Here is a 25,673-nt window from a genome sequence, read left to right as displayed (position 1 = left end):
TGCTTCACCCAGCCGCGAAGCCCCTCCGCACTCACACCGAGTTCCCGGGCGACCTCGGTGACATTCCGGCCCGACGACCGGACCAGTGCCACCGCGTCCCGCTTGAACTCCGACGTGTACCGCTTACTCATATTGCTCTTGCCACTCAACCTGGACTGCTTTCTCCGGGACCGATCCGTCCCAGTATCAGGCTGTCCAGTTCAGAGGGGGAACTTCACCCCGAAGGCCGACAGCATCCGGGACATCAAGCTCAACCGCGACTCCGTGATGCTGCTCAAAGCGTGGCGCAAGAGGCAGCGCGCCGAGCGCACCGAGTGGGAAGAGCACAAGGCTTGGAAGGACTCGGGCAACCGGGTCTTCACGCGGGAAGACGGCAAGGCGTACCACCCTCAGGCCTTCTCCGACCGCTGGGGACGGCTCGTCGAGCTGTCCGGCCTGGCACCGATCCGGCTCCACGACGGCCGCCACGAGGCCGCGAGTCTCGCACTGGCCGCCAGCGTCGCCCCCAAGGCCGTCCAGGCAATGCTGGGGCACGCCTCGATGCGGATGACGACTGACACCTACCAGACGGTGCTGCCAGAGATGCATGCCGCGACCGCCTCGGCCTCTCTCGACCTGATCGCCGCGTTCCGCGCCCAGAAGAACAAGAAGGCCACAAAGAAGGCAAAAAAGAGGAAAGCGAAGAAAGCACCCAAGGGGCGGGGCGAAGAAGCGGCCTGACGGGGGTGGGGCCCATCTCCCGCACGCGGGCCCCCTTCTGGCCCCCTTGAACCGTCATCGGACGCAATCGGGGAAGCGGTCTAGACCGCGAGTCGATCAAGGAAGCGATAAATGCCCAGGTCAGAAGGTACGACCTTCGTCTTTCGCTGTGAGCCGCCTTCGGGACTTGAACCGAGATCTACGCATTCTCGGTGCGTTCACCGATGGGATCCGGCCGAAGCCGGAGACGACCTTCGGCAATGTGAAAGCCGATGTGCTGGAGCATTACGTGCCGGGCTTCGAGCGCGGGGACTTCGTCCGTACGATCCTCGACTCGCCCTGGCCGGAGTGAGCCGGGCGGACCGTGAAAGCCGGCTGAGCCGCAGCAGCCGTTCCGCGGCGACGACATGGCGGCGGTTCAGCCGACCTGGCCGATCGCGCCGCGGAGCATGGCCACAGTCGTCGCCGCCGCTCTGCGCTCCGTGTCGTCCTCCGTCGTACGCACCCGTTCCTCCAGGAGCACCACGGCGGCCTGAAGGACGCCGATGCGTACCGGAACGCTCTGCATCCCCGCCAGCACGGCAGCCGCCTGCTCCGCCGGGGTGGCGGTCGCGGCCTGCGGAATCAGGGTGGTGATGCCGCGCCCGAGCGCGCGGTCACGTGGTGGTTGAGCCGCTGTTGTGGTCACCGAAGAATTCTGCCGCACCGGGCCTGCGGATCGGGGCAGCGACGTGGCTCCTCACCGGTCGCGGGTGCGTGCGACGGGCCGGACCGGGGCCGATGCCCCGCGCCGCCCCTGTGCGTCATCCCGCGGGCCACCTCGTCGCGCCGCGGCAGGGAGCATTCCGGATGGCTGGAATTCGCCTGCCCGACGGACGCGGACCCGCTTGCCGTCAATAGGACACCCGATCACCGGGCTGATCGACCGGCTCCCTGGAGCCGGGCCCAGTTGCGCATCGCGGTGCGCGACGCGAAGGCGGCCACGTCCTTGTCGAGCGGGTGGTCGGCGTACTGGTGGATGCGCCAGGTCGCCTTGATGCGTGGATGGCCCGCCGTCACATAGTCGGCGATCCACAGACCGTCACCGGCGTACGACGTAGTGTCGTAATTGAGCCAGAAGTGCCGGTTGCAGTACAGCAGAACCCTGTGGTGCGGCCTGAGGCGCTTGACCTCGCGGATGAAGCGGTCCTTCTCGGCGTTGGTCGCGCGCGTCCCGTCTCCGGTCATCTCCCAGTCGACGGCCAGCAGGTCGCCGGCCTTCTCCGGAGCCTTGCTCACGAAGTACTCCGCCTGCGCCGTGAGGTTTCCCGGCCACAGGAAGTGGTAGAAGCCGACCACACATGCGGCGTCCCTTGCCCGCTTGACCTGCGCGGCCAGATGCGGGTTGACGTACGAACGGCCCTCGGTGGCTTTGATGAAGACGAAGTCCAGTCCGTCCGTGTCGAAGGACGACTGATACGAGCTGACATCGACGCCATGCAGCATGGGGCACCGCCTTCAAGTGGGATCTTTGGTTCCGTTTCTCGTTCTGTACGTGCCCGCAGCCACCGGTTCTCACCCGTCCGACCCACCGAGCGGGCTTTCTTCCAGCCACCCGGAATAGGTCCCGGTATCGGCGGGTTGGTGGAGCGGCGAGACCGCATTGCACACCACACTCGCCATCGGAAGGTCGGATCGATGAAGATCGGAATCATCGGAGCGGGCAACATCGGCGGCAACCTCACCCGCCGCCTGACCGCGCTGGGCGACGAGGAGTCCATCGCCAACTCCCGCGGCCCGCACACGCTCACCGCGCTCGCCGAAAAGACCGGAGCGACCCCGGTCACCGCGGCGGAGGCGGCGCAGGGCGCCCGTGTCGTGATCGTCACCATTCCCGTGAAGGCAGTCCCCAACCTGCCCGCCGGGTTCCTCGACGGGGCCGCGGAAGACGTCGTGGTCATCGACACCGGCAACTACTACCCGCAGGAACGCGACGGCCGGTTCGCCGCCATCGAGGACGGGCTGCCGGAGAGCAGGTGGACCGAGGAACAGATCGGTCACCCGGTGATCAAGGCGTTCAACGGTACCTACGCGGATGACCTCCTCTCCAAGGCTCTCCCGAAGGGAAGCCCCAGCCGTCAGGCCCCGCCGGTCGCCGGTGACGACTCGGCCGCCAAACAGACCGTGCGCGACCTCATCGACGAGCTGGGCTTCGACACGGTGGACGCAGGCGGTCTGGACGAGTCCTGGCGCCAGCAGCCTGGCGCCCCCGTCTACGGCAACCAGGGCGACGCCGACACCGTCGCGAAGGCGCTCGCCGAGGCGTCCCCGGAGCGTACGGCGCAGTGGCGCGCCTGACAGGGCGGGTCCCCGTCCACCCTCGTGCCCCGCCCTGCCGCGCCCCGCCTCCGATTCCGCTTCCGTACCGCGTCGGCCGAACCCCGCGTGTCCTACGGCACGGACGGCGCCCTGGTGCGGGGTTTCGCCGAAGCCGTCCGCGAACGTTCCTCCGACGCACGGGCGTTGCCCGACGGCTGACCGGCCCGGCGTCCACCCTCCGGGCATGGCCCGGCCTCGGCCCCTTCGGTTCTACCGGTCGTCGTCCGGGGCGGCCGGCAGGCTGTCCATGAACGAGCTGACGGAGAACACGGCGCGCCCGGGTCCGGGCGGACCGTAGCCGGGCGGCGAGCTGAGCCCGTACTCCTCCATCGTCGAGCGGTAAGCGTCCAGCAACCTGATGTGGTACTCGAGCGGTGCCCCGTCCGGGTTGGTCTTCCCGAGCGGCGTGGTGGGTTCCGGGCACCAGGTGGTGAACCGCGGGGTGATGCCGTGCGACATGAAGAAGCGCAGCCCCTCGGTGGTCGAGTCGATGGCCTCGTCGACTGTTGTGAAGCCGAAGGGCTCGGCCATCTCCACGCCCGCCACGAAGTTGGGGATGACGTTCCGGGCGCCGAAGACCTCGGCGGAGTCCAGGATGCGGCGGTGCCATTCGTCACGGCCGACGTAGCGCTCCTTGCCGGGGCAGTACAGCTCGAACAGCCGGCGGTCCCACACCTCGTAGTTGGGGTGGTAGATCTGGACGCCGTAGTCGTGGAAGCGCTGGACGTCGGCCTTCGGCAGGGCCTGCGCGACGACCTTGCCGATCCAGCGGCCTGGGAAGGCGTCCTCGATGGCCTTGGCGTACTGCCCGTAGAAGTCGGCTTCGTCGCGCCCGCCGATGTGGGAGGTGATGGCACCACCGGTGAGGGTGTAAGCGGTGGAGGTCTTCGCAGTGTCGTACCGATCGATGATGGCGAGCGCCTCCAGCACCTCCTCGACGGGCTTTACACCGGTGTACGGGCGTCCCGCCGCCTTGTGCTGGCGCCAGTTGTGGTTGATGTCGCAGTACTGGCACTCCTCCTTCGCGCCGAAGTACTGGCAGACGCGGAAGACCGTCAGATAGACGAGGTAGCCCCACTGGATGGTGGGCGCGACCTCCATCACCGACTTGCCGTTGACGAGCGTGTGCCGGTAGTAGTCCGGCATCGGCGGCAGACCGACGTCCGAGATCCGCCTGCCGTCCAGGTACAGCCCCAGGACCCCGTCCTCGTCAGCCGCGACACGGTACGGGGACGCCGGGTTCACCCGCACCGACACGACCGTGCGGCGCAGCTCGTACGGGCCTCCGGTGAGAACGATCTCCTCCGGTGGACGGCGCAGGGCGGCCGCACCGAGCTCGGGCAGGGTGCTGTGGTCGAAGGAGAAGATGAAGTACGACTTCGGCTTGACGTCACCGTCCTCGTTGTCGCTGAGCGCGGACTCGTCGAACGCCACGCCGCCGCGCAGCAGGTCCTCCTTGACGACAGCTTCCCGCGGCACGTGCGGGAACCGTTCCATGAGCTGCTCGATCAGGCGGGTGCGGCTCGCGTCCGTGCGGCTGGGGTCGCCGGGGTCTCTGCGGCCGGTGTCGGTTCGGCTGGGCATCTACGGGGCTCCTCGGTCCGGGCGTCGAAGGTTCTTGCAGTACGCCCCACTGTGCAACGAGCCACGGACATCAACCGTTCGCGACGCCGTCCGGGGACTGGAACCGTCCGTCACTCGTCCCAGTGCGTGGGACGGCTGAGCAACGGCGGGAGCTTCGTCGCGGCATTGCCCCGCGCCGCGTTGAGCTGCGCCTGCGTGAGGAACAGAGTCCCGGTCAGGTCGGCTCCGGACAGTTCGGCGTCCCGGAAATCCGCGCCGATGAGGTCGGCCAGACGCAAGTCGGCGCCGGTGAGGTCGGCGGCGATGAGATACGCGCCGCGCAGGTCGGCCCCCTGCAGGTCGGCGCCTTTGAGTCGGACGCCGATGAGGTCGGCGCCGCGATGGTTGCGCTTCTTCCTGCGGGGGACGGTGGCCCGTACGAGTTCGCTGGCACGGAGCAGCAACGCGGCGACGTCGTCCCGGTGTCCGGCGACCTCGAGGTCGGCGAACGCGTCGGGGGCGACGTGCGTGAGGCCTTCGGTCGTGTCGAGGGCGCGCCGTATCTCGCCGTGGAGAGGGCGGGCCGCCTGCAGCGTCAGCGCTTCGGTGAGGTACCAGAGCAGTTCGTGGAGTTGCCGCATGACCGGGAACACCTGGAACATCTGCTGGGCGGTCTGCGGGGCCCGCCGCCAGTCCTGTCCGTCGAAGGTCTCCTGGGAGACCTTCTGGCCGGCGCCGAAGCAGTCGTACACCGTGCAGCCGGGAAAGCCCTGGGTCCGCAGTCCGGTGTGAATCCCGCAGCGGAAGTCGTCCTGCAGATTGTGGCAGGGCTGCCCGGCGTCCTTGTCGACAGCGAAGTCCGCCGACCGGGTCAGGGTCAGCGCGACGCAGCACAGCCCGAAGCAGTTCGCGCAGTCGGCGCGCAGAGCGGCACGGTCGGCAGCGTCGCCGCGACGCTCGGTGGGTTCCGTGCGGTCGGTGCCGGAGCCTCGGGCATGGTCGGACACGGTGCGTTGGATCCTCTGGTGTGCGGAGTGCGTGGACGGTCGAGCCTACCGAGGTCCCGCCGGCCGAGGGGCACACGGACGGACAGCCTCGCTTCCGGGGTACTCGGGTCCCTCCGGCGCAGGCCGGAAGCAGGGCGCGCGATGATGGAGGCCTGCATCGTGGTAGGAGGTGGCCACCGACGTGGCGAACGCACCGGTCGACAGCATCCCGGCCCGGCGGGTGCTGACCGATCAGGCCGGACTGGCCCGGGTATCAGCACGACGAGGCCGAGTGGGCCCCGTACGGAACGCCGATCGCGGTCGTGCGTCCACAGAGCACCGAAGAAGTACGGGATGTGGTGCGGCCTTGTCTGGCGCACCGCATCCCGGTGGTGCCGCGCTGTGCGGGCACCGGTCTGTCCGGCGGCGCGAATGCTGTCGACGGGGCGATCATGCTCTCCTTCGAGGACATGAACCGGATCGTGCACATCGATGCGGCGGAACGGCTGGCCGTCGTCCAGCCCGGTGTGGTCAATGACGACTTGCGGGCGGCCTGCGCAGAGCTCGGGCTCTGGTACCCGCCGGATCCGGCGAGCTCGCCCTGGTCGACGATCGGCGGAAACGTCGCGACGAACGCCGGAGGGATGTGCTGCGTCAAGTACGGCGTGACGCGTGACTATGTGCTCGGCCTGGAAGTGGTCAACGGACTCGGCGAAGTCGTCTCGCTGGGCCGCCGTACCGCGAAGGACGTCGCCGGATACGACCTGGCGGGGCTGATGGTCGGCTCCGAGGGCACAGGCGGGCGCCACGTGGGCCGCGGTCTCCACGGATCAGCAGGAGGCGGACGCGCTGTTCCAGGCGCGGCGGCTGGCCTATCCGGCGCTGGAGCGGCTCGGTCCGGTACTCACCGAGGATGTCTGCGTGCCACGGACCGCAGTGCCGGACATGTTGGCCCGGATCGAGAGGGCCGCGGCCCGGCACGACATTCTGGTGGCCAATATCGCGCATGCCGGTGACGGCAATCTGCACCCGCTGATCATCACGCCGCCCGGTGACGAGGCCGCGCGTGCGCGCGCCCAGTCGGCCTTCGAGGACATCCTCGACGATGCGATCGCCCTGGGCGGGACGGTCACGGGGCGAGCACGGGGTGGGACTGCTGAAGATGCGCGGTATGGACAAGGAGCTGGGGGCCGCGGTGCTCGGGATGCATCACGCGGTGAAGGCGGCCCTTGACCCGCACGGCATCCTGAATCCCGGGAAGGTGCTCGGCTCGGGACCTGCCGCATCGGTGTAGCGGCCGGTCGGGCACGGCGCCCCGGGACCCGTCCCGTTGTCAGTGGGGCGACGCACACTGGCGGGAGTGCGGGACGGGTGAAGGGGACGCGGATGAGCAGCGCGAACGACCATGACACGGGGTTCGAACCGGCCACCGGAGACGGCCCGTTGCCCCCGGGCCCTGCGGAGAAGCGTGCCGCGTCGGTGCGTACGGCGTTCGAGGGGCTGCTGCAGATCCGGCGGCTGACCAACGCCGGCCGGCCGCACCCGGAGGGCGTACCGGCCGAGTGGGAGCTCCGTCGGGTGGTACGGGCGGTCTCCCTGGTGCTGGAGGCGGACGGCCGCCCGCCCTCGGCCGTCGACGCGTCGGGGCAGCGGGTCGCGTCCGGGTATCGCGTGCAGGAGGGCGCGGCGCCGGGCACCGTACGGGTGGAGTGGCTCGGGCCGCCCGGCAGCGGGGCCGCGCACGAGGAAGAGGCCGAGCTGACCCGGTGTGCTGCCGCGTTGGGGCGGCTGGGGTGGACGGCGCTGCTGTACCGGGGGCCGCGGCGCCGCAGGTTCCTGGAAGTCGAGTCATGACAGCGGCGTTCAAGACCTGAACGCGTCGGTGGTGCGGTCCGTCAACAGAAGGTCCGTACCAGCTCCTTGACGCCCTCTCGCGCCAACACTTAAATCAAGAAATGAATTAAGCGTCGGGGCCGAACGTCACCCGGCGCCGGTTCAGCGTGCGATCTGTCATGAGCATGTCCCCACCATGAAGTGATGTGATGACTGTGCGAACCCCCAGACGGCGTCGGACGGCGCTGTACCTCGTTGCCCTGCTGTGCTGTTCCGGCGCGGTGACCGCCGCACCGGCGGGCGCCGCCCCTCTGCCCGAACCGCGCGTCGCCGCTGCCGCGACAACGTTCTCCGACGACTTCAACGGTCCGGCCGGATCGGCGGTCGACGGCAGCAAGTGGCAGATCGAGACCGGCGACAACGTCAACAACCACGAGCGGCAGTACTACACGGCGGGCAACAGCAACGCCGCCCTCGACGGCCAGGGCAATCTCGTCATCACCGCCCGCAAGGACAACCCCGGCAACTACCAGTGCTGGTACGGCCGGTGCGAGTACACCTCGGCCCGGCTGAACACGGCCGGCAAGTTCACCTCGACGTACGGGCACATCGAGACCAGGATGAAGATCCCGCGCGGTCAGGGCATGTGGCCCGCGTTCTGGATGCTCGGTGACAACATCGGCGACGTCGGATGGCCCAACAGCGGCGAGATCGACATCATGGAGAACGTCGGCTTCGAGCCCGGCACAGTCCACGGCACCATCCACGGTCCCGGGTACTCCGGCTCCGGTGGCATCGGGGCCGGCTACTCCCTCCCCGGCGGCCAGGCGTTCGCCGATGCCTTTCACACCTTCGCGGTGGACTGGGCACCCGACTCCATCACCTGGTCCGTGGACGGCAACGTCTACCAGCGGCGTACGCCGGCCGACCTCGGTGGCAAGAGCTGGGTGTTCAACAAGCCGTTCTTCATCATCATGAACCTCGCGGTCGGCGGCTACTGGCCCGGCGACCCCAACGGCAACACCGCCTTCCCGCAACAGCTCGTCGTCGACTACGTGCACGTCACCACCAGTGACAGCGGATCCGGCGGCACGGGCGGCACCATCACGGGGCTGGGCGGCAAGTGCGTCGACGTGGCAGGCGCCTCCGCCGCCAACGGAACAGCGGTCCAGCTCTACGACTGCAACGGAACCGCCGCCCAGAAGTGGACCGTCGGCACCGACGGTACGATCCGCGCGCTCGGCAAGTGCCTCGACGTCAAGGACAACAGCACGGCCGACGGTGCCCAGCTTCAGCTCTGGGACTGCACCGGCGGAGCCAATCAGCGGTGGGGGGTGTCCGGCGCCCGGGACATCGTCAACGTCCAGGCCGACAAGTGCATGGACGCCACCGGCAACTCCTCCGCCAACGGCACCCGACTCCAGATCTGGACCTGCGCCGGAACCGCCAACCAGAAGTGGACGGTGAACGCCGCATGAGCCCCTCCCCCGGCTCGCGCCGCCGCCTCGGCCCGCTCGCCCTCCCGGCAGCGCTCCTCCTGGCCGCCGGAGCCTCGCTCATCACCCTGCCCGCCACGGCCAGTGCCGCGGCCACCGCCACCGGCGCGATCACCGGGCTGGGCGGCAAGTGCGTCGACGTGGCAGGCGCCTCCGCCACCAACGGAACAGCGGTCCAGCTCTACGACTGCAACGGAACCACGGCCCAGCAGTGGACCGTCGGCACCGACGGTACGATCCGCGCGCTCGGCAAGTGCCTCGACGCCAAGGACAACGGCACCGCCAACGGCACACAGCTGCAACTGTGGGACTGCAGCGGCGGAGCCAACCAGAAGTGGTCCGTCTCCGCGGCCCACGACATCGTGAACACCCAGGCAGACAAGTGCATGGACGCCACCGGCAACTCCTCCGCCAACGGCACCCGGCTCCAGATCTGGACCTGCGCCGGAACCGCCAACCAGAAGTGGACCGCACCTTCGGACGGCGGTATCCCCGCGCCCGGTGGAACGATGGCCGTGGCGCCGTATCTGTACAACGGCTGGGGCAGCCCGCCCAGCCCGACGACCGTCATGAACGCGACCGGCGTGAAGTGGTTCACGCTGGCGTTCGTGCTCAGCAACGGCTACTGCAACCCGCAGTGGGACGGCGGGCGGCCCCTGACGGGCGGCGTCGACCAGCAGACCATCAACACCGTGCGCGGCGCCGGCGGCGACGTCATCCCGTCCTTCGGCGGCTGGAGCGGCAACAAGCTGGAGAGTTCCTGCTCCAGCGCGGGTGAGCTCGCCGCCGCGTACCAGAAGGTCATCAACGCGTACGGCCTCAAGGCGATCGACATCGACATCGAGGCGGACGCCTACAGCAACGCCACGGTCCAGCAACGCACAGTCGACGCACTCAAGACCATCAAGGCCAACAACCCGGGCATCAAGGTGTACGTCACCTTCGGTACCGGCCAGAGCGGCCCCGACACCAGTCTGATCAACAGGGCCGCCTCCGCGGGGCTGACCGTCGACAGCTGGACGATCATGCCCTTCGACTTCGGCGGTGCCGGACAGAACATGGGCACGCTCACCACGCGTGCCGCCGAGGGCCTGAAGAACGCCGTGAAGAGCGCGTACGGATACAGCGACGACCAGACGTACCGGTCGATCGGCATCTCGTCGATGAACGGCATCACCGACGACAACGAGACGGTGACGGTCGACGACTTCCGCACCATCCTCGCCTACGCCCAGCAGCACCACCTGGCGCGGCTCACCTTCTGGTCGGTGAACCGTGACCGGCCCTGCACGGGCGGCGGAGCCGACACCTGCTCCGGTGTGAGCCAGCAGGCGTGGGACTTCACGCGGGTGTTCGCCCAGTACACGGGATGACGTGACGGGAGCGCAGCGGACTGCCGGCCGGTCGCCCGCTGCGCTTCGCGGACGGCGCCGAACCGTCCGTCGGCCCGGTGACTCACACCGGGGCCGACGGGCGGTTCCTCCAGACCGGTCCAGGGCGGAGCGCAGTGCCCCGAGCACGGACGGGCCCGTTGCCGGCCCGGGCGGCTGCCAGATAGGCCGGCTACCGGATAATCCACCACGGACCGAATCGCGATTACCCTGGCAGGCATGACTGCCATGGCACCCGCTCGCACCGAACCGGACCTCTCCTTCCTGCTGGACCACACCAGCCATGTTCTGCGGACCCGGATGGCGGCAGCGCTCGCCGAGATCGGGCTCACGGCACGCATGCACTGCGTCCTCGTCCACGCCCTGGAGGAGGAGCGCACCCAGATCCAGCTCGCCGAGATCGGCGACATGGACAAGACCACGATGGTCGTGACGGTCGACGCCCTGGAGAAGGCCGGCCTCGCCGAGCGCCGCCCGTCCAGCAAGGACCGCCGCGCGCGGTTCATCGCCGTGACCGAGAAGGGTGCTCAGGTCGCCGGGGAGAGCCAGAAGATCGTCGACGGGGTGCACGAGCAGGCGCTCGGCGCCCTCCCCCAGGGCGAGCGCGAGGTGCTGCTGCGGGCGATGAAGCGCCTGGTGGACGGCCATCTGGCCACCCCTTCCGAGGGTCCGCAGACGGTGCGGCGGGCACGTCAGCGCGGATAGCGGTCACAGAGGTCGACCCGAAACAAATAGTCTACAACAAAACCATCTGCTAACTTCTCTCCTGTCACCTCATCCGACGGGAGAGACCGCATGTCCACTCCTTCTGCTCGCCCCATGCCCTCGGCTTCTCCGGCGGCGCCTGCCACCACAACCCGCTCCCGCCGGCTGGCCCTCGGGGTGATCGCGACGGGGATGCTGATGATCATCCTCGACGGCTCCATCGTCACCGTTGCGATGCCGGCCATCCAGAGCGACCTGGGGTTCACCCCGGCCGGGCTGAGCTGGGTCGTCAACGCCTACCTCATTGCGTTCGGCAGCCTGCTGCTGCTCGCGGGACGGCTCGGCGATCTGCTCGGCCGTAAGCGCATGTTCCTGGCCGGCACCGCGGTGTTCACCGCCGCATCACTGCTGGCGGGCGTCGCCACCACGCCCGCGCTGCTGATCGCTGCCCGGTTCCTGCAGGGCGTCGGCAGCGCAATGGCCTCCGCCGTCGGCCTGGGCATTCTCGTGACGCTCTTCACCGACCCGCGGGAACGCGCCCGCGCGATCGCCGTGTTCAGCTTCACCGGTGCGGCCGGTGCGTCGATCGGTCAAGTCCTCGGCGGCGTCCTCACCGACGCCCTCAGCTGGCACTGGATCTTCTTCATCAATCTGCCGATCGGGCTCGCGGCCCTCGCCGTCGCCGTGCCCGTCCTGCCCGCCGACCGCGGTCTCGGCCTCCGTGCCGGAGCCGACGTCACCGGGGCGCTCCTGGTCACCGCGGGGCTGATGCTGGGGATCTACACCGTCGTCAAGGTCGAGGAGTACGGCTGGACCTCGGCGCACACGCTCAGCCTGGGCGCCCTGGCCGCCGTCCTGCTCGGCGCGTTCATCGCCCGCCAGGCCACTGCCAAAACCCCGCTCATGCCGCTGCGGGTCCTCCGGTCCCGCACGGTCGCGGGTGCCAACCTGGTCCAACTCCTCATGGTCGCCGCACTGTTCTCGTTCCAGATTCTGGTCGCCCTCTATCTGCAGAAGGTCCTCGGTTACGGCTCCGCGCGGACCGGACTCGCCATGCTTCCGGCAGCGGCCGTCATCGGCGTGGTGTCCCTGGGCGTCTCGGCCCGCCTCAATGCACGCTTCGGCGAGCGACGCGTACTGCTGGCCGGGCTCGTGCTGCTGGTCGGGGTGCTCGGGCTGTTGGCGCGCGTACCCGTCCATGCGCACTACCCCACCGATCTGCTTCCGGTGATGCTGCTCGCGGCCGGTTTCGGCCTCGCGCTCCCGGCGTTGACCACGCTCGGCATGTCCGACGCGAAGACGGACGACGCCGGGCTCGCGTCCGGGCTGTTCAACACCACCCAGCAGATCGGCATGGCCGTGGGCATCGCACTGCTGTCCACGCTGGCTGCCTCCCGTACCGACGACCTGCGCGCACACGGACAGAGCCGGGCTGCGGCACTGACGGGCGGCTACCACCTGGCCTTCACGGTCGGCGCCGGCTTCCTCGTCACTGCGTTCGTCGTCGCGTTCGCGGTGCTGCGCCCGCACCGGCCGAAGCCCGTCACCGCCCTGGAGAGAACCGCCGCGACCGTGTGACCACCCGCTTCCCCCTCCCCTTCCTGCACGACCACTACCGGCGAAAGGCCGCCCCATGAACGCGAACACGGAAGAAGCGGTGAAGGACGAGCAGCAGCCAGGCTCCGGGCCCGCACCCCGCATGCTCTCCGATGACGAGCTGTCACGACGCCTGCGCGAGCAGCAGTTCGGAGTGCTCGCCTTCGTCAGGCGCAGCGGCCACCCGCACCTGTCCACGGTGCTGTACGACTGGCGTCCCGAGGAGCGCGTTGTACGCATCTCCGCCAGGGCCGACCGCCTGAAGGTGCGCCGGCTGCGGAACGCACCGCAGGCCGCCCTGCATGTACGTGGACCGGACGTCTTCTCGTTCGCCGTCGCCGAGGGTGATGCGGAGGTCTCGGAGGAGACGACCGTTCCAGGTGACGCGACCGGCCGTGAACTGCTCGCCATGACACCGCGGTTCGAGGACCCGGAGGAAGAGTCCGCGTTCCTGGAACAGGTCGTGGCGGACCGGCGCGTGGTGATCCGCATTCGGGTCTCCCGTCTCTATGGAACGGCCCTGGACATCCCCTCAGCACAGTCCTGAACCACGGTGTCAGACCCATGAGGGATGCTTGACGGTCCGACACCTCTGACCAGGAGACGCTGAAATGCACAATGACGAGCTCGCTGCGGCCCAGGCGTACGTCCGGTTACTGGAGGCGACTCGGGCCGCCCTCGCAGACCCGGACGAGGCGCCGCTGTATCTGTCGCTGCTGGCCTCCCCGATAGCCGAGACCGACGGTGCGCTGCGGCGTGCGGGGCTCTGCGGCAACGAGGCGAGATTCTTCGATCTCGTACGGTCCCTTCAGCCGAGCATGTCCGGCAGCGGTCACTGAACTGCACGACGGGCCGGCAGGCTGACAGGCCTGCGGGGGCAGTGGCGCGGAATGCTGATCGCATGTCGATGTAACCGCCCGTACGGTGCGTGTCATGGACGGAGGTCCGACGGTGGCCGGCAGCAGCAGGCCCCTCGCGCCGCCGCTTCGTGCGTCAGCCCATGGCCGAGGCATCGCGGGCGAGGCCGAGTTCGCGCTCGCCCAGCGGCTCGAAGTAGCCCGCCACGTCCGCCGGGTCGACCTGGGCGAGCCGGGCCGGGCTCCACTGCGGGCTGCGGTCCTTGTCGATGATCTGGGCGCGCACGCCCTCCACCAGATCGGGCCTGGTGAAAGCGGCGCAGGAGACGCGGAACTCCTGGTCGAGCACCGCCTCCAGGCTGCCGAGGTGCCGTGCGGCGCGTACCGAGGCGAGGGTCACCTTGAGTGCGCTGGGCGACTTGGCGAGTATCGTTTCGGCGGTCTCTTTCGCGGCGGGTTCGCCGCAGTTCTGGAGCCGGTCGACGATCTCCTCGACCGAGTCCGCCGCATAGCAGGCGTCGATCCAGTCCCGGTGCGCGGCCAGTTCTCCGGCGGGCGGGGTCGTGACGTATCGCCGCACCGTCTCCTCGACCTCCGAGGGTGTTGTGCTGCCGGCGAGATCCCGGGTGAGTTCCGCCAGGAGCTCGGACGGTACGACGTGGTCGGCGAGGCCGCACAGCAGCGCGTCGCCCGCGCCGACCGCGTCCCCGGTGAGCGCCAGGTGGGCGCCGAGCTCGCCGGGTGCGGAGGCGAGCAGGTGGGTTCCACCCACGTCGGGCACGAAGCCGATGCCGGTCTCGGGCATGGCGACGCGTGAGCGTTCCGTGACGATGCGGATGCTGCCGTGGGCCGATACCCCGACGCCGCCGCCCATCACGATGCCGTCCATGAGTGCGACGTACGGCTTGGGGAAGCGGGCGATGCGGGCGTTGAGGCGGTACTCGTCGCGCCAGAAGTCCACCGACGCACTGCCACCCGCTCGGGCGTCCTCGTAGATGGCGCGGATGTCGCCTCCGGCGCAGAGGCCGCGCTCCCCTGCCCCGCTGAGCAGCACCGCGGTGACCGAGTCGTCGTGTTCCGCCGCGGCGAGGGCTGCGTCGATACGAAGCACCATGGTGTGGGTCAGCGCGTTGATCATCCGGGGCCGGTTGAGCGTGATGTGGCGGATGCGGCCCTCGGTGTGCAGCAGGACGGGGTCTTCGTTGTTCATGGGTGCGCTCCGGTCTGCCCCTGTGCCGTACCGTCCGCCGATCACGGACGATCTTCCGCTGTTCATTGTGCGTGGTGGGGCGTGGGGTGAGGCAGCAGGGGTGCCGCGGTCCGGGATCAGGGGGCGGTGAGGGGCGTCGGAGGTGACGGCGGGGTGTCGTCCGCTGTGGCAGTCATCTGGAACCGGTTCGACAATTGAGGCATATGCGAGCGCCGCACACAGGCCGCACTGCCCGCCAGTCCCGCCGGACGACCTCCGGAGCAGGAATGACCGACAACGACCGGGGGCCAGACTCCGACGATTCGCCCCGCGTGCAGATCGACCGGCCCCACAGTGGCGAGACCGGGACGGCGGAGCGGCTTGCGCTGAATCGCACGGGCAGCTTCGAGTGGGACCTGGACGCGCGGACGCTGGACATCGACGTGGCCGGCCTGCTGGTCTTCGGGTTGGACCCGGACAACTTCACCCCTCGCCCGGGGGCCCTGCTCGAGCGGCTCGAACCGGTGGAGCGGACCCGACTCGAACTCGCAGCCGAGGAGGCCATCAACGGCAGCCGCAACTCGTACAGCATTCACTTTCAGGTTCCGCTCGACGACGGTACGCATCAGTGGACGCACATCCAGGCGCGGGTCCTGCGCAGCGACGACGGACAGGCGCACCGAATCATCGGGGTCGTACGGGATGCGACGGCGGAGGTCACCCATTCGGCCTTCGTGCTGGATCTGGAGAAACGCCGCCAGCGCCAGACGAGCATCGTTGAACGCACAACAAGTGCGATGTCGCGCGCGGTGACCGTGGACGATGTGACCGCCGCGCTCACCGGCCCGGGCAGACTGGCCAGGCTCGGCGCCGACGGGCTCGCACTCGCGCTGGTGGAGAACACCGTGCTCAATGTCATCGCGCTGAGCGGCGATGCTCCGGAGTCGGTCGCCGAGGTCGCGTTCGGGAGCCTCGACCCTCGCTTCCCGCTGGCCGACATCGTCCTCAGCGGCCGGCCACGGTTCGTGACGTCGGTCGCCGCACTCACCCGGCGCTACCCGGCGCTGGAGCCCTATGCGGACCAGTTGAAGTTCCGCGCAGCAGCGTATCTACCGCTGGTCGCGCAGGCGCGTACGCTGGGCGGGCTTGCGCTCTTCTACCACGAGCGCACAACCTTCAACGCGGACGAGCGCAATCTGTGTCTGGGGCTCGCGGCCATCGTCGCCCAGTCACTGCAACGCGCAACCCTCTTCGACGAGGAGCGCGAGTTCGCCACGGGGCTGCAGTCGGCGATGCTCCCACGGCGGATCCAGGAGATCAAGGGTGGCGAAATCGCCGTGCGCTACCACGCCGCCTGGAGCGGGCGGCAGGTCGGCGGCGACTGGTACGACGTGATCCCCCTGCCCAAGAACCGGTTCGGCATCGTGGTGGGTGACGTGGAGGGCCACGACACCCACGCCGCCGCCATCATGGGCCAGCTGCGGATCGCCCTACGTGCGTACGCCGCCGAGGGGCACCCGCCGGCCACGGTACTGGCCCGGGCCTCTCGGTTCCTCGCCGAACTGGACACGGATCGCTTCGCCACGTGTACGTATGCGCAGGTCGATCTCGCCTCGGGGACCGTACGCATGGTCCGCGCCGGGCACTTCGGTCCGCTGATCCGGCATACGGACGGCCGGGTCGGCCTTCCGCAGGTACGGGGCGGGCTGCCACTGGGGATCTCCACCGACTTCGAGGACGAGGAGTACCCGGAGACCCGTATCGACCTGGTGCCCGGCGAAACGCTCGTCCTGTACACCGATGGCCTCGTGGAGGAGCCGGGAGCCGATATCGATGCGGGTGTACGTGCGCTGGTCCACGAGGTGCGCGCCGGTCCCACGCGTGCGCAGGCACTGGCGGACCATCTGTCGGACCGGCTCTGGGAGCGTTGGGGCGCGGGGGACGATGTCGCGCTGCTGGTGCTGCGGCGCAGTCCGGATCCGGGTTCGCCGCGGGCGCCGCGGTTGCACCAGTACATCCACCAGGCGGACCCCGAGGGGCTCTCCGACGCCCGGGCGATTGTGCGCCAGGCCCTGGAGGACTGGAACATGGGCGAACTCGCCGACGATGCCGAACTGGTCACCGGTGAACTGTTGGTGAATGTGCTTCTGCATACCGAGGGCGGGGCGGTGCTCACGCTGGAGGTTCTGCCGAAACCCGTCCGGCGGGTGCGTTTGTCGGTGCAGGACCGTTCCAGCGTCTGGCCGAGGCGGCGGAATCCCGGCGAAACAGCGACATCGGGACGTGGTCTGTTGCTCCTCGATGCCATCGCCATGCGCTGGGGCATTGAGCCGCGCGGCGAAGGAAAGGCCGTCTGGTGCGAACTCGGACTCTCGGCAGCACCCGCCTCGTCCGCCCGGGCGCGGATGTCGACCCGGTCTGCAAAACCTTGGGTGCCTGCGAAGCCGCCCGACCGTGAGGAACCGACCGGCCCTCAGGAGTCTGCGGATCCTCCTGAAGGGCGGAGTTGAGGGGCGCGCCGCCACGCGCGGTGTGATGCGGCACGCCCCTCGCGCCGTGGTCCGTGGCGCGGTCCCGCGCCACGGACCAGCGGACTACTCAGCTACGTCAGTGCTGTGCGGTGCGACGCTTGCGCACGGACCACATGATGCCGCCACCGGCCAGCAGCACGGCAACAGCCGCACCACCGATGATGGGGGTGGCGGAAGACGAACCCGTCTCGGCCAGGTCGGGCGAGCTGGGGCTCGGTGAGGCCGCGGCGGGCGCGGTCTCCGGGGAGCTCTCGCTCGGCGTGGCGCTCGGGGTGGGCGCCGCCGTGGTGGGCTTCTCGGTCGGCTTCGACTCGGACTCCGTCGGCGTGGGCTTCGGCGTGTTGTCCTCACACACCGGTGCCACCTTGGTCTCGTCCTTCGAGAACCGGTCGCCGTCGCCGGCCTTGACAACCAGGTGGACCGTCAGTTCCTTGTCGTGCTGAGGCAGCTCGAGCTTCTTGTGGAACTCCTTGCCGAACGTCTCGGTGGGCAGGAGGTCCTTGCCGTCGACGGTGACCGTCACCTGGTTGGTGACGTCACTGTTGTAGGCGGCCAGGTCAAGGCTCACACCAGTACAGGTCACGGCCCAGGTGGGGGTGTGAGCTGCGGCCGGTCCGGCGCAGAGGACCGCGCCGGTCAGGCCGGCAACCGCAACGGCCGCGAATGTCCCCGCGGCACGCCACGATCTCCTGGGTATGGTCATGGATTCTTCCTCCACATGTTTCATCGCCCGAATGGCGGTGGGGCGCACAGTACTGCCCCCCTCAACCATCCGCGCAACCGACCCATGCGCCACGCGAGGTCACAACTGTCACCACATCACCGCGGGTTGGTACATGCCGGACACGCCCCTGGCGCTGCGACCCGTCGGGCGGTGGCGCGAAGTGGACGTATGACGCCGGACCGTGCCGACCGGCCAACCCGAGAGCAGCCCGAGGAGCGGCCCGGCCGGCAGCCCGACGAGACGGCCCCGCGCATCAGAACGCGCGATGCATGATGTGCAGTCCGACGAACCCGTGTTGCGGGTGGTTGAACCCCTCGGGCAGGGTTCCCAGGATCTCGAAACCGAGCGAACGGTAGAGCCGCACCGCGTAGTGGTTGGTCTCCACGACGGCGTTGAACTGCATCGCCCGGAACCCTGCCGCGCGAGCCCACTCCACCGTGTACACACACAGCGCCCGGCCCACTCCCTGCCCGGCGTGCTTGGGGTCGACCATGTAGCTGGCGCTGGCGATATGCCCGCCGTTGCCCATGTGGTTGTTGTTCATCTTCGCTGTACCGAGGACGGTCCCGTCGTCGTCGACCGCGACGACCGTACGGTTCGGCTGCTTCAGCAGCCACCAGTCGCGGGCGTCGTCCTCGCCCAGATCGAGCGGGTACGTGAACGTTTCCCCGGCAGCAACGATATCGTGGAAGAACGGCCAGATGGCGGGCCAGTCCTCGGTGGTGGCTTCCCTGATCAGCATGAGGACACAATGCCGGTGCGGGGTGCCCCTCGCGAACCGTTATTCATCACCCCCGGCCGCCGCTTGCTCCCCCTCCCGGGTCGAGAGTACGGATGACTCGGGCCGGAGTGCCGACTGCCAGCACTCCGGACGGCAGGTCCTTGGTCACGACGGATCCTGCGCCGACGACAGTGTTGGCCCCGATGGTCACGCCGGGACAGACGATCACCCCGCCTCCGAGCCATACGTTGTCCCCGATCGTCACGGGGTCCGCCTTCTCCCAGCCCGCTCGGCGGCGCTCGGTGTCCAACTCATGGCTGGGGGTGAGCAGCTGCACGTTCGGGCCGATCTGCACATCGGCACCGATCGTGATGGGCGCCGCGTCGAGAAAGACCGCTCCGAAGTTGATGAACGTACGCGGGCCGATGGTGATGCGGGAGCCGTAGTCGCAGTGGAACGGTGCCCGGATGTTGACTTGAGCGCCCACCGAGCCGAGCAGTTCCTCAAGGATCTTCCGCCGTTCGCCGGGTGTTGCCCGCGCCGCGGCGTTGTAGGCCTCGCAGAGCTCGATGCGCCGCTCGGTGTCCGCGCGTAGTTCGAGATCGTCCGCGATGTACCAGTCACCGGCCAGCATCCGTCTCTTGTTCTCCCCCATGGCTCTCCTCTCTCCCTACGTGTACGCGCGTTAGTCCTTGTTTGTCGTGCGCGCTGCGTGCGTCCGACGTCCGGTTCGGTCAACGGACTTTGCTCGCGACCCGTTCCCGACCGTCCTGCGCGCGGTCGCACGCCTTCGCAGACGGAGTCGAGCGAGCAGTCCGCCTGCGGAATCCAGCAGGGGATCAGGAGCGGGTACGGGTACGGGTACGGAAGCGGGGACGGGGTCGGGGACAGGTACGGGGACGGGGACAGGTCGACGGTCGTCTCCCGGGCGCGGAGCCTGTCGCGCGTCACGGGCGCTGTCCAGCTCCATGATCAGATTGATCCTCCGCCAGAGGATCTCGTCGGGATCGTCGGCCTGCATCAACTGTGCCATGGCCTCTCTGGCGGCGACGGATCCCGGCGGCCCGAAGACCGGCTCGGGCCGGACCTTGGCGAGATAGGCCCGCTCGTACGGATCGTCGACCACCTCCGCGAGCTGCACCGGATCCAGCGCACCGGCGAGCACTGCCGCGCACCTCCAGGGATCCTTCGTCCGGCTCAGCAGCCGCTCGATCCGTTGTGCGCGCCAATTGCGCGCCCGCCAGTCGGTGCCTGCGTCCAGCCTGGCCCGCATCCAGACCGGGCTGTTCCCGGCCAGCAGTTGAGGAGCCCGGGCCGCGAACTCGAGGACTTCCTGGGCAAGATAGAGCCAGACAACCGCTCGGTAGCGATTCAGGTAGAACGTGATCGGCGTCATGCATCCTGCCCGGGCCAGCCTGGTGAAGCGGACCGGACTGATACCGAGCAGACGTGCCCCTTCCGCCGTGCCCACCGTACGAACCCGGTCGCGCAACGCGTCCGGGAAGCCGTCCTCCGACCGGATCCGGTCGATCTCCTCGCGATCTGTCCTGGGCCTGCCGCCTACCTGCTCCGCGGTGGTGCGCACGATGCCCAGGTGCACCGCGAGCTCGAATTCACCGCGCCTCAGACCCAGTTCCTGCGCCGCTCGTCCCGCAGCCACCGTGGTGCCGGTGGTGCCGGCGGCAGTGGTCGCATCTGCGCACAGCGCTTCTGTGCGCGCTGCTTCCGTAACAGCCATGGCTGTCCTCCCCCGTGAGGTTCCGTGAGTTCCGTAACTCTCCGTGATCACGGTATCGTGAGGGAACGACTTTCGCCCGGCCTGTGGACAACTCTCACAGCCGGGCGAAAAGTGCAGGTCAGAGGGGCTCCACAGGGTCAGATCCGGTTGACTCCTCCATTGACGCCCTGGCGTGCGGTAACGCCGAGATGTTCTCCGACCTTGTTCACGAGCAGCGTCATCTCGTACGCGACCTGACCGACGTCGGCCTCCGCCGCGGTCAGCACACACAGACAGCTGCCGTCTCCGGCGGCAGTCACGAAGAGGAGCGCCTCGTCGAACTCCACCATCGTCTGCCTGGCCTTTCCTGCCCGGAAGTGCCGTCCCGAGCCACGGGCGAGACTGTGCAGCCCCGACGAGACCGCGGCGAGATGCTCCGCGTCCTCCCGCGCCAGCCCCGTGCTCGCTCCCGTCACCAGGCCGTCGTTCGAGAGCACCAAGGCGTGCCGTATGTGCTCGACGCGGCCGGTGAGATCGTCAAGGAGCCAGTCAAGTCCCCTGTCCAGCGCCATTTCCCCGCTCCTCCCCGCTCATGCGTTCCCCGTACGTGTCTCCGTGCCCACGTTCCGCGTAAGCCTTGCGCACAGCTCACGTACGGGCAAGCGCCCGTCTGCATCCGGACCATGGCGCGAGAAGGGTCAGCCCACCGAGTCGAGGAGCCGCGCCGTGTGCATCCGGCCGGCGTACTCGACCATGCGGATGAGGACTTCCTTGCCCGAGTCGCGGTCGCGCGCGTCGCACAGCACAACCGGTGTCCCCAGGTCGAGGTCGAGAGCGCGGGACACTTCGCGCTCGCCATAGGCGCGGGCTCCCGCGAAGCAGTTGACGGCCACGACGAAGGGGATCCTGCGATGCTCGAAGTAGTCCACCGCAGGGAAGCAGTCTTCGAGCCGCCGGGTGTCGGCGAGCACAACCGCGCCGAGGGCCCCCTGGGAGAGTTCGTCCCAGAGGAACCAGAACCGGTCCTGCCCCGGTGTGCCGAAGAGGTACAGCGAGAGGCCGGACCGGATGGTGATGCGCCCGAAGTCCATGGCGACGGTCGTGGTGGTCTTCTGATCCACCCCGTCGGTGTCGTCGACCGACTGTCCGGCCTCGCTGAGCAGCTCCTCCGTGCGCAGCGGCCGGATCTCGCTGACCGCGCCGACGAGAGTCGTCTTGCCGACCCCGAAACCTCCGGCGACCAATATCTTCAGCGCGAGAGCGTCGGTCTCCGCGGCCTGTTCAGCCGCTCCCTCGACCGTCTCCCGGCCCGTTCTGTCAGCGTCCTCGGACGGCATCCATCACTTCTCTCACCCGTGAGCCTCAAGATGGAAAAGCGCAGCTCAGAGCCATCTTGACGGGCTCGGTTCGGCATCGGTGGGCTGCGGTACGGGTGACAGCATGGCAAGCAGGGGCCCTACACCGAGCAACGTGATCGGATTTTGACCGGAGTGGCCGGACAGAGGCCGCTCAATGTCCGTTTGAGATCACTGTTTGAGCCGAATTGGAGCGTGGTTCCAGCCAGACCTGATCCCGGCGCGGTCGTGCGTTCGGGCCTCGGAGCCTTCGCGTCCGGCGCCTACACTGGTCGCTTCGGTGCACGGGGATACAGTCCGGGCGGACAGGAGAGCAAGAGTGTCGACACGTGCCGGCGGCGGCTTCGAGGATCCGCCCGCGGAGGTACTGGCGGAGGCGGCCGCGGCCTTCGGCCTGCTTGCGACGCCGGCGCGCCTGCACATCGTCTGGGCGCTGTCGCAGGGCGAGAGTGATGTGACCGGTCTGGCGGAACTGGTGGGCGGCACGCTGCCGTCGGTCAGCCAGCATCTGACGAAATTGAAACTGGCCGGTCTCGTGCGGTCGCGGCGCGAGGGCCGCCGGCAGGTGTATCTGGTGGACGATCCCGATGTGGTGACAGTCGTGCAGCTGATGGTCGGCCAGCTTGCCGCACGGGCCGGGCGCGCGCCTGCGCAGCGGGTACGCCTCCGTGACCTCGGCGCCTGAGAGCACCGCAGCCGCAGGATCTCCGGCCGGACCGGCCCCGATGGCTCTGCCTCTCCGGCGCAGGAGTGCTTCGTGCGCAGGGCTCCTGGCTCCTGGCTCCTGGCTCCTGGCTCCTGGCCGCAACGTTCGGTGTCCTGCTGCCGCCGCTCAATTATCCGTTGCTCGCCACGGTGGTCGCGCTGTACGCGTAGGGGCTGAGAGCGGCCCGTAGCCGCTGCCTGCAGAAATGGAGATGCGCATGAGCGTGCAGCACATCGATGTGTGCGTGCGTCGCGCGGCCTTCGGCGATGTGCCCGCGCTGGTGCGGATGCGAGCACTGATGCTGTCGGACATGGGAATGCAGACCGGTGACGTCGATGCGCCGTGGCGGGCGGCGTCGGCGCTGTGGTTCTCCGAGAGGCTGCGGCTGCCGGACGAGTTCGCCGCGTTCCTGATCGACGATCCCGAGCTCGGTGTCGTGGCGAGTGCGGTCGGTGCGTGCGATGGGCACGCGCCCAGCCCGACCAATCCCAGCGGGCTGCATGGGCACATCTCCAATGTCAGCACCGATCCCCGCCGTCGGCGCCGTGGGTATGCCCGGGCGTGTCTCGACGCGTTGCTCACCTGGTTCCGTGAGGAGACTCCGGTCACGGTCGTCGATCTCCATGCCACCGGGGACGGCTTGGCTCTGTACGAGTCGTTCGGCTTCGCGGCGCCTCGGCACCCTGCACTACAGCTCCGTACAGGGGCGTGACCGCCCGCTGTTCCGCGCCGACCGATGGGACCGGGCCCGGTCAGCCGTAGGAGAGGTCGGCGCACAGATCTTCGTCGGCCGACCGGACCCCGTCACCGACGGTGGTCGAAGCGGTCCCGGGCGTCGTGGACGCGGCGGGGGACGGATTCTGAGCGTATGAGCTGCCGAGGATCACTTGGATGCCCGGGGTGTCCGAGGCCGTGGTCCGCGCCCCCGCGAAGAGTCGCGCGGTGGTCTCTGCCTCGCTCTGGCGACCTGGCCCGTACTCGATGACGGTCGAGATGTGGTCCTGGGTGCTCGCTGTCGCCGTGCCGGTGACGGTGAAGCCGTGGGCGCGCAGGAGTTCGGCGGCTCGGGCCGCGAGTCCGGTGACCGTGGTGCCGTTGTAGACGGCCAGGCTGATGCCCGTGCCGGAGATCGCGGCCGGGGCGGCGGGCGACGATGACGCATCACCCGAACCATTGCCGCCATGGCCGCCCTCGCCCTTGCCGCTGGCATCCTGGCCGTCGATCGTACGGTCGGCCTTGAGCGCCGCCCACAGCGCGTCGGCGTCCGGCTCGACGATCGCGACGCGCGCGCCCTCGTAACGCCACGGGACGGTGACGAACTTGGTGTTGCGCAGATCGATGTTCTTCATCGACATGGCGAACGACAGCAGCCGGTCGGCCGAGCCGAGGCCGGGGTCGACGGTCATCGAGTCGGTCGCCGCGGTGGCGAGCGGCAACAGGGTGGTGGGGTTCAGGCCCCGGGACTTGACCTTCTTGATGAGGGAGCCGATGAATGCCTGCTGGCGTTTGATCCGTCCGATGTCGGAGCCGTCGCCGATGCCGTGCCGGATCCGGACGTAGTCGAGCGCGCGCTGCCCGGAGACGGTCTGGGGGCCCTTGGCGAAGACCAGGGCGCCGCGCGTGGGCCGGTTCGGGCTGAGGTCGCGCTCGTAGATGTCCTGCGGCAGACAGACCGGGACTCCGCCGACCGCCGACGTCAGGGCGGCGAAGCCGGAGAAGTCCACCACGATGGTGTGGTCGACGCGCAGGCCGGTGAGCTGCTCCACTGTGTTCTGGGTGCAGGCCGGGTTTCCCTCGGCGGTGTCCCCCACCGAGAACGCTCCGTTGAACATGACGTGGTACTGCGGTGCGGTCCAGTCGCCGGAGGGCGTCTTGCACGCCGGGATGTCGACGAGGGCGTCACGGGGAATGGACACGGCGACCGCGTGCCGGTGGTCGGCATACACATGGAGCAGGAACGCGGTGTCGGAGCGGCCCACGGTGCCCTTGCCACCGCCCAGCTTCCTGTTGGCACCGGAGCGTGAATCCGATCCGATGACGAGGACGTTCTGTCCGTTCGACGAGGCGGGTGGCCGGTCACCGGAGATCCCGTCCGCGCTGAAGGTGTCGATCTGGCCGGTCAGCTTGAGGTAGCCCCAGCCGACTCCCGCGACGAGCAGGACGAGGAACGACAACCCCATCATCGCGGTGCGCCCCAGCCGGCAGCCCCGTTGTGAGCCTGCCGCCACCTTGTGACTGCCCGTCATTGGTCACCTCGCCCCGTCCGGCCTGCCGCCTTCCGTGGAGGAAGACGTACGACCCCGCCCCACAGTTGTACAGTTGCGCAATCTAGCAAGTATCGCCGTGCAAGTGGATCAACGGACCCCTCGCAGCTGCCCGCATCCGCCGGTTCCGGAACACAGGTGCTGCGCAACGGCCTTGAGCCCTGGCACTTCTTGATTGTCGCGGTTGTACTCATCGCGCTGTCCGGATCGGAGAAACTGCCGGACATCGCCCGTACCCCGGGCACGTCCATGCGGATCCTGAAAAGCGTGGGGCGATGCTCATGACGGAGGACGAGCCACGGTGAGCCGGGCGGCGCGGTACCGCGCCCGGGCTGACCGTGGTGACGGACGGTCCGGGCTGGGACGTGTGGACGACGGGTGAGGGCGAGGGCGTCCGGGGAGCTGTTCCGGCACGGCGCCGCGAGGAAGTTCCGCGCGGTGGGCCGACGGTACGCGTCGGGCCCCGCTGGTATCCCGTCCGACTCCGGCGTCGATGTCTGCTTCCTGGGGCGGCCTCCTGGAGCGGTGGTTCACAGCGCCCGCAGCCCGTTGATCACCTCGCGAAGGATTCGCTCGTCGGGCAGTTGTGCGGGCGGTACCGGGCGGCTGACTCGCACATAGCCGGCTTCGAGCAGATCCCCGAGGAGTACGCGGACGACACCGACGGGGAGGTCGGCGTCGGCGGCGAGCTCCGCGACGGACTGGGTCTCGGATCGGCACAGGGTGAGCAGGGCGCGGTGTTCGGGGCCCAGCAGGCGCTCCTCGGAGCTGTCCGGTGCGTTGTCGGCGACGGCGACGAGTGCGATCAGGTCGAAGTGCACCCCGTTGGGGCCCGGTTCGGTCCGTCCGCCCGTCATGGCGTACGGGCGGACCAGGGGCCCTGCTTCGGCGTCGTACCACTGGCTGCCCGGCAGTTCGAGCGGGTCCGGGAAGCGCTGGGAGCTTCCCGGACCCTCGCTGGTCAAGTCCACTGCTGTCTCCG

The 25,673-nt window shown here is 69.0% G+C and carries 28 protein-coding genes and 3 pseudogenes; 17 read left to right on the top strand and 14 right to left on the bottom strand.

The window, feature by feature from the left end; genetic code table 11:
- Positions 1–131: transposase (locus ABZV38_RS27835; protein WP_356331179.1), on the bottom strand; the 131-nt coding region annotated here is incomplete at its 3' end.
- On the opposite strand from ABZV38_RS27835, the gene ABZV38_RS27830 reads away from it, so the two are divergent.
- On the top strand, positions 115–720 hold the full coding sequence (locus ABZV38_RS27830) for a tyrosine-type recombinase/integrase (protein ID WP_356331177.1): 606 nt from the start codon (positions 115–117) through the stop codon (positions 718–720). The genes ABZV38_RS27835 and ABZV38_RS27830 overlap by 17 nt on opposite strands.
- Positions 721–901: 181 nt before the next feature.
- Positions 902–1,051, top strand: a pseudogene (locus tag ABZV38_RS27825) (diguanylate cyclase); the annotation flags it as partial.
- Between the two features lie 66 nt (positions 1,052–1,117).
- Here the strand turns inward: ABZV38_RS27825 and ABZV38_RS27820 are convergent.
- Complete coding sequence (locus ABZV38_RS27820; RefSeq protein WP_356331172.1) at positions 1,118–1,387, bottom strand: hypothetical protein; 270 nt, start codon at positions 1,385–1,387, stop codon at positions 1,118–1,120.
- Between the two features lie 221 nt (positions 1,388–1,608).
- Positions 1,609–2,184: a glycoside hydrolase family 25 protein gene (locus ABZV38_RS27815; RefSeq protein ID WP_356331171.1), complete on the bottom strand. Its 576-nt coding sequence runs from the start codon at positions 2,182–2,184 to the stop codon at positions 1,609–1,611.
- Here ABZV38_RS27815 and ABZV38_RS27810 point away from each other — a divergent pair.
- On the top strand, positions 2,077–3,036 hold the full coding sequence (locus ABZV38_RS27810) for an NAD(P)-binding domain-containing protein (protein ID WP_356331170.1): 960 nt from the start codon (positions 2,077–2,079) through the stop codon (positions 3,034–3,036). The two genes, ABZV38_RS27815 and ABZV38_RS27810, sit on opposite strands and share 108 nt — an antisense overlap.
- Before the next feature lie 231 nt (positions 3,037–3,267).
- On the opposite strand, the gene ABZV38_RS27805 is transcribed toward ABZV38_RS27810, so the two are convergent.
- Positions 3,268–4,641 (bottom strand): radical SAM protein, encoded by a 1,374-nt coding sequence (locus tag ABZV38_RS27805; protein WP_356331169.1) that lies wholly within the window; start codon positions 4,639–4,641, stop codon positions 3,268–3,270.
- Between the two features lie 110 nt (positions 4,642–4,751).
- Complete coding sequence (locus ABZV38_RS27800; RefSeq protein WP_356331176.1) at positions 4,752–5,546, bottom strand: pentapeptide repeat-containing protein; 795 nt, start codon at positions 5,544–5,546, stop codon at positions 4,752–4,754.
- A 262-nt stretch (positions 5,547–5,808) separates the two neighbouring features.
- On the opposite strand from ABZV38_RS27800, the pseudogene ABZV38_RS27795 reads away from it, so the two are divergent.
- The 8 genes and pseudogenes from ABZV38_RS27795 to ABZV38_RS27760 all read left to right on the top strand — a co-directional run bounded on the left by ABZV38_RS27795 (position 5,809) and on the right by ABZV38_RS27760 (position 13,466).
- Positions 5,809–6,900, top strand: a pseudogene (locus ABZV38_RS27795) (FAD-linked oxidase C-terminal domain-containing protein).
- Between the two features lie 92 nt (positions 6,901–6,992).
- The gene (locus ABZV38_RS27790; protein WP_356331168.1) at positions 6,993–7,460 is read left to right on the top strand and encodes a hypothetical protein; all 468 of its coding nucleotides are present in this window, start codon (positions 6,993–6,995) and stop codon (positions 7,458–7,460) included.
- Between the two features lie 194 nt (positions 7,461–7,654).
- Positions 7,655–8,917: a family 16 glycosylhydrolase gene (locus tag ABZV38_RS27785; RefSeq protein WP_356331175.1), complete on the top strand. Its 1,263-nt coding sequence runs from the start codon at positions 7,655–7,657 to the stop codon at positions 8,915–8,917.
- Positions 8,914–10,308: an RICIN domain-containing protein gene (locus tag ABZV38_RS27780; protein ID WP_356331167.1), complete on the top strand. Its 1,395-nt coding sequence runs from the start codon at positions 8,914–8,916 to the stop codon at positions 10,306–10,308. The genes ABZV38_RS27785 and ABZV38_RS27780 overlap by 4 nt, the downstream gene beginning before the upstream one ends.
- 237 nt (positions 10,309–10,545) lie before the next feature.
- Complete coding sequence (locus tag ABZV38_RS27775; RefSeq protein ID WP_356331166.1) at positions 10,546–11,031, top strand: MarR family winged helix-turn-helix transcriptional regulator; 486 nt, start codon at positions 10,546–10,548, stop codon at positions 11,029–11,031.
- Positions 11,032–11,145: 114 nt separating this feature from the next.
- The gene (locus ABZV38_RS27770) at positions 11,146–12,609 is read left to right on the top strand and encodes an MFS transporter (protein WP_356331165.1); all 1,464 of its coding nucleotides are present in this window, start codon (positions 11,146–11,148) and stop codon (positions 12,607–12,609) included.
- A 55-nt stretch (positions 12,610–12,664) separates the two neighbouring features.
- Entirely contained in the window at positions 12,665–13,174 is a 510-nt protein-coding gene (locus ABZV38_RS27765; protein WP_356331164.1) for a TIGR03618 family F420-dependent PPOX class oxidoreductase, read from the top strand.
- 64 nt (positions 13,175–13,238) lie between these two features.
- The gene (locus ABZV38_RS27760; protein WP_356331163.1) at positions 13,239–13,466 is read left to right on the top strand and encodes a hypothetical protein; all 228 of its coding nucleotides are present in this window, start codon (positions 13,239–13,241) and stop codon (positions 13,464–13,466) included.
- 154 nt (positions 13,467–13,620) lie between these two features.
- On the opposite strand, the gene ABZV38_RS27755 is transcribed toward ABZV38_RS27760, so the two are convergent.
- Entirely contained in the window at positions 13,621–14,694 is a 1,074-nt protein-coding gene (locus tag ABZV38_RS27755; RefSeq protein ID WP_356331162.1) for an enoyl-CoA hydratase/isomerase family protein, read from the bottom strand.
- A gap of 266 nt (positions 14,695–14,960) precedes the next feature.
- Between ABZV38_RS27755 and ABZV38_RS27750 the strand changes: the two genes are divergently transcribed.
- Complete coding sequence (locus tag ABZV38_RS27750; RefSeq protein ID WP_356331161.1) at positions 14,961–17,183, top strand: SpoIIE family protein phosphatase; 2,223 nt, start codon at positions 14,961–14,963, stop codon at positions 17,181–17,183.
- Between the two features lie 97 nt (positions 17,184–17,280).
- Here the strand turns inward: ABZV38_RS27750 and ABZV38_RS27745 are convergent, their stop codons facing one another.
- The 6 genes from ABZV38_RS27745 to ABZV38_RS27720 form a co-directional block, all read right to left on the bottom strand.
- Entirely contained in the window at positions 17,281–17,907 is a 627-nt protein-coding gene (locus tag ABZV38_RS27745; protein ID WP_356331160.1) for an LAETG motif-containing sortase-dependent surface protein, read from the bottom strand.
- Between the two features lie 274 nt (positions 17,908–18,181).
- A complete protein-coding gene (locus tag ABZV38_RS27740; RefSeq protein WP_356331159.1) occupies positions 18,182–18,670 on the bottom strand; it encodes a GNAT family N-acetyltransferase in 489 nt (162 codons plus the stop codon).
- Between the two features lie 46 nt (positions 18,671–18,716).
- Complete coding sequence (locus ABZV38_RS27735) at positions 18,717–19,304, bottom strand: sugar O-acetyltransferase (RefSeq protein ID WP_356331158.1); 588 nt, start codon at positions 19,302–19,304, stop codon at positions 18,717–18,719.
- A gap of 30 nt (positions 19,305–19,334) precedes the next feature.
- A complete protein-coding gene (locus ABZV38_RS27730) occupies positions 19,335–20,387 on the bottom strand; it encodes a DUF6397 family protein (RefSeq protein WP_356331157.1) in 1,053 nt (350 codons plus the stop codon).
- A gap of 137 nt (positions 20,388–20,524) precedes the next feature.
- Positions 20,525–20,938: a roadblock/LC7 domain-containing protein gene (locus tag ABZV38_RS27725; protein ID WP_356331156.1), complete on the bottom strand. Its 414-nt coding sequence runs from the start codon at positions 20,936–20,938 to the stop codon at positions 20,525–20,527.
- A 126-nt stretch (positions 20,939–21,064) separates the two neighbouring features.
- Entirely contained in the window at positions 21,065–21,703 is a 639-nt protein-coding gene (locus ABZV38_RS27720; protein ID WP_356331155.1) for an ATP/GTP-binding protein, read from the bottom strand.
- 337 nt (positions 21,704–22,040) lie between these two features.
- Here ABZV38_RS27720 and ABZV38_RS27715 point away from each other — a divergent pair, with 337 nt between their 5' ends.
- The 3 genes from ABZV38_RS27715 to ABZV38_RS27705 all read left to right on the top strand — a co-directional run bounded on the left by ABZV38_RS27715 (position 22,041) and on the right by ABZV38_RS27705 (position 23,139).
- Positions 22,041–22,406, top strand: coding sequence for a metalloregulator ArsR/SmtB family transcription factor (locus ABZV38_RS27715; RefSeq protein ID WP_356331154.1), 366 nt, complete (start codon positions 22,041–22,043; stop codon positions 22,404–22,406).
- A 65-nt stretch (positions 22,407–22,471) separates the two neighbouring features.
- The gene (locus ABZV38_RS27710) at positions 22,472–22,597 is read left to right on the top strand and encodes a hypothetical protein (RefSeq protein ID WP_356331153.1); all 126 of its coding nucleotides are present in this window, start codon (positions 22,472–22,474) and stop codon (positions 22,595–22,597) included.
- Between the two features lie 47 nt (positions 22,598–22,644).
- Positions 22,645–23,139: a GNAT family N-acetyltransferase gene (locus ABZV38_RS27705; protein WP_356331152.1), complete on the top strand. Its 495-nt coding sequence runs from the start codon at positions 22,645–22,647 to the stop codon at positions 23,137–23,139.
- 40 nt (positions 23,140–23,179) lie between these two features.
- Here the strand turns inward: ABZV38_RS27705 and ABZV38_RS27700 are convergent, their stop codons facing one another.
- Positions 23,180–24,610: an LCP family protein gene (locus tag ABZV38_RS27700; protein WP_356331174.1), complete on the bottom strand. Its 1,431-nt coding sequence runs from the start codon at positions 24,608–24,610 to the stop codon at positions 23,180–23,182.
- 48 nt (positions 24,611–24,658) lie between these two features.
- Here ABZV38_RS27700 and ABZV38_RS27695 point away from each other — a divergent pair, with 48 nt between their 5' ends.
- Together ABZV38_RS27695 and ABZV38_RS27690 are read left to right on the top strand one after the other, a co-directional pair.
- The gene (locus ABZV38_RS27695) at positions 24,659–24,976 is read left to right on the top strand and encodes a twin-arginine translocase TatA/TatE family subunit (RefSeq protein WP_356331151.1); all 318 of its coding nucleotides are present in this window, start codon (positions 24,659–24,661) and stop codon (positions 24,974–24,976) included.
- Positions 24,977–25,087: 111 nt separating this feature from the next.
- Positions 25,088–25,189, top strand: a pseudogene (locus tag ABZV38_RS27690) (chemical-damaging agent resistance protein C); the annotation flags it as partial.
- A 32-nt stretch (positions 25,190–25,221) separates the two neighbouring features.
- On the opposite strand, the gene ABZV38_RS27685 reads toward ABZV38_RS27690, so the two are convergent.
- A complete protein-coding gene (locus ABZV38_RS27685) occupies positions 25,222–25,656 on the bottom strand; it encodes a DUF742 domain-containing protein (RefSeq protein WP_356331173.1) in 435 nt (144 codons plus the stop codon).
- Between the last annotated feature and the right edge of the window lie 17 nt (positions 25,657–25,673).

It is taken from the genome of Streptomyces sp. NPDC005181, assembly GCF_040608395.1.
In the GTDB taxonomy this organism is placed as follows: Bacteria; Actinomycetota; Actinomycetes; order Streptomycetales; family Streptomycetaceae; genus Streptomyces.
This window is presented reverse-complemented; position numbering and strand designations above follow the sequence as displayed.

Excerpts from the sequence above, each read along its gene's own strand:
- ABZV38_RS27810 (WP_356331170.1), top strand. The coding sequence starts at position 2,077 with ATGCGGGTTGACGTACGAACGGCCCTCGGTGGCTTTGATGAAGACGAA.
- ABZV38_RS27815 (WP_356331171.1), bottom strand. The coding sequence starts at position 2,184 with ATGCTGCATGGCGTCGATGTCAGCTCGTATCAGTCGTCCTTCGACACG.
- ABZV38_RS27805 (WP_356331169.1), bottom strand. The coding sequence starts at position 4,641 with ATGCCCAGCCGAACCGACACCGGCCGCAGAGACCCCGGCGACCCCAGC.
- ABZV38_RS27790 (WP_356331168.1), top strand. The coding sequence starts at position 6,993 with ATGAGCAGCGCGAACGACCATGACACGGGGTTCGAACCGGCCACCGGA.
- ABZV38_RS27780 (WP_356331167.1), top strand. The coding sequence starts at position 8,914 with ATGAGCCCCTCCCCCGGCTCGCGCCGCCGCCTCGGCCCGCTCGCCCTC.
- ABZV38_RS27775 (WP_356331166.1), top strand. The coding sequence starts at position 10,546 with ATGACTGCCATGGCACCCGCTCGCACCGAACCGGACCTCTCCTTCCTG.
- ABZV38_RS27770 (WP_356331165.1), top strand. The coding sequence starts at position 11,146 with ATGCCCTCGGCTTCTCCGGCGGCGCCTGCCACCACAACCCGCTCCCGC.
- ABZV38_RS27765 (WP_356331164.1), top strand. The coding sequence starts at position 12,665 with ATGAACGCGAACACGGAAGAAGCGGTGAAGGACGAGCAGCAGCCAGGC.
- ABZV38_RS27760 (WP_356331163.1), top strand. The coding sequence starts at position 13,239 with ATGCACAATGACGAGCTCGCTGCGGCCCAGGCGTACGTCCGGTTACTG.
- ABZV38_RS27755 (WP_356331162.1), bottom strand. The coding sequence starts at position 14,694 with ATGAACAACGAAGACCCCGTCCTGCTGCACACCGAGGGCCGCATCCGC.
- ABZV38_RS27750 (WP_356331161.1), top strand. The coding sequence starts at position 14,961 with ATGACCGACAACGACCGGGGGCCAGACTCCGACGATTCGCCCCGCGTG.
- ABZV38_RS27745 (WP_356331160.1), bottom strand. The coding sequence starts at position 17,907 with ATGACCATACCCAGGAGATCGTGGCGTGCCGCGGGGACATTCGCGGCC.
- ABZV38_RS27740 (WP_356331159.1), bottom strand. The coding sequence starts at position 18,670 with ATGCTGATCAGGGAAGCCACCACCGAGGACTGGCCCGCCATCTGGCCG.
- ABZV38_RS27735 (WP_356331158.1), bottom strand. The coding sequence starts at position 19,304 with ATGGGGGAGAACAAGAGACGGATGCTGGCCGGTGACTGGTACATCGCG.
- ABZV38_RS27730 (WP_356331157.1), bottom strand. The coding sequence starts at position 20,387 with ATGGCTGTTACGGAAGCAGCGCGCACAGAAGCGCTGTGCGCAGATGCG.
- ABZV38_RS27725 (WP_356331156.1), bottom strand. The coding sequence starts at position 20,938 with ATGGCGCTGGACAGGGGACTTGACTGGCTCCTTGACGATCTCACCGGC.
- ABZV38_RS27720 (WP_356331155.1), bottom strand. The coding sequence starts at position 21,703 with ATGCCGTCCGAGGACGCTGACAGAACGGGCCGGGAGACGGTCGAGGGA.
- ABZV38_RS27705 (WP_356331152.1), top strand. The coding sequence starts at position 22,645 with ATGAGCGTGCAGCACATCGATGTGTGCGTGCGTCGCGCGGCCTTCGGC.
- ABZV38_RS27700 (WP_356331174.1), bottom strand. The coding sequence starts at position 24,610 with ATGATGGGGTTGTCGTTCCTCGTCCTGCTCGTCGCGGGAGTCGGCTGG.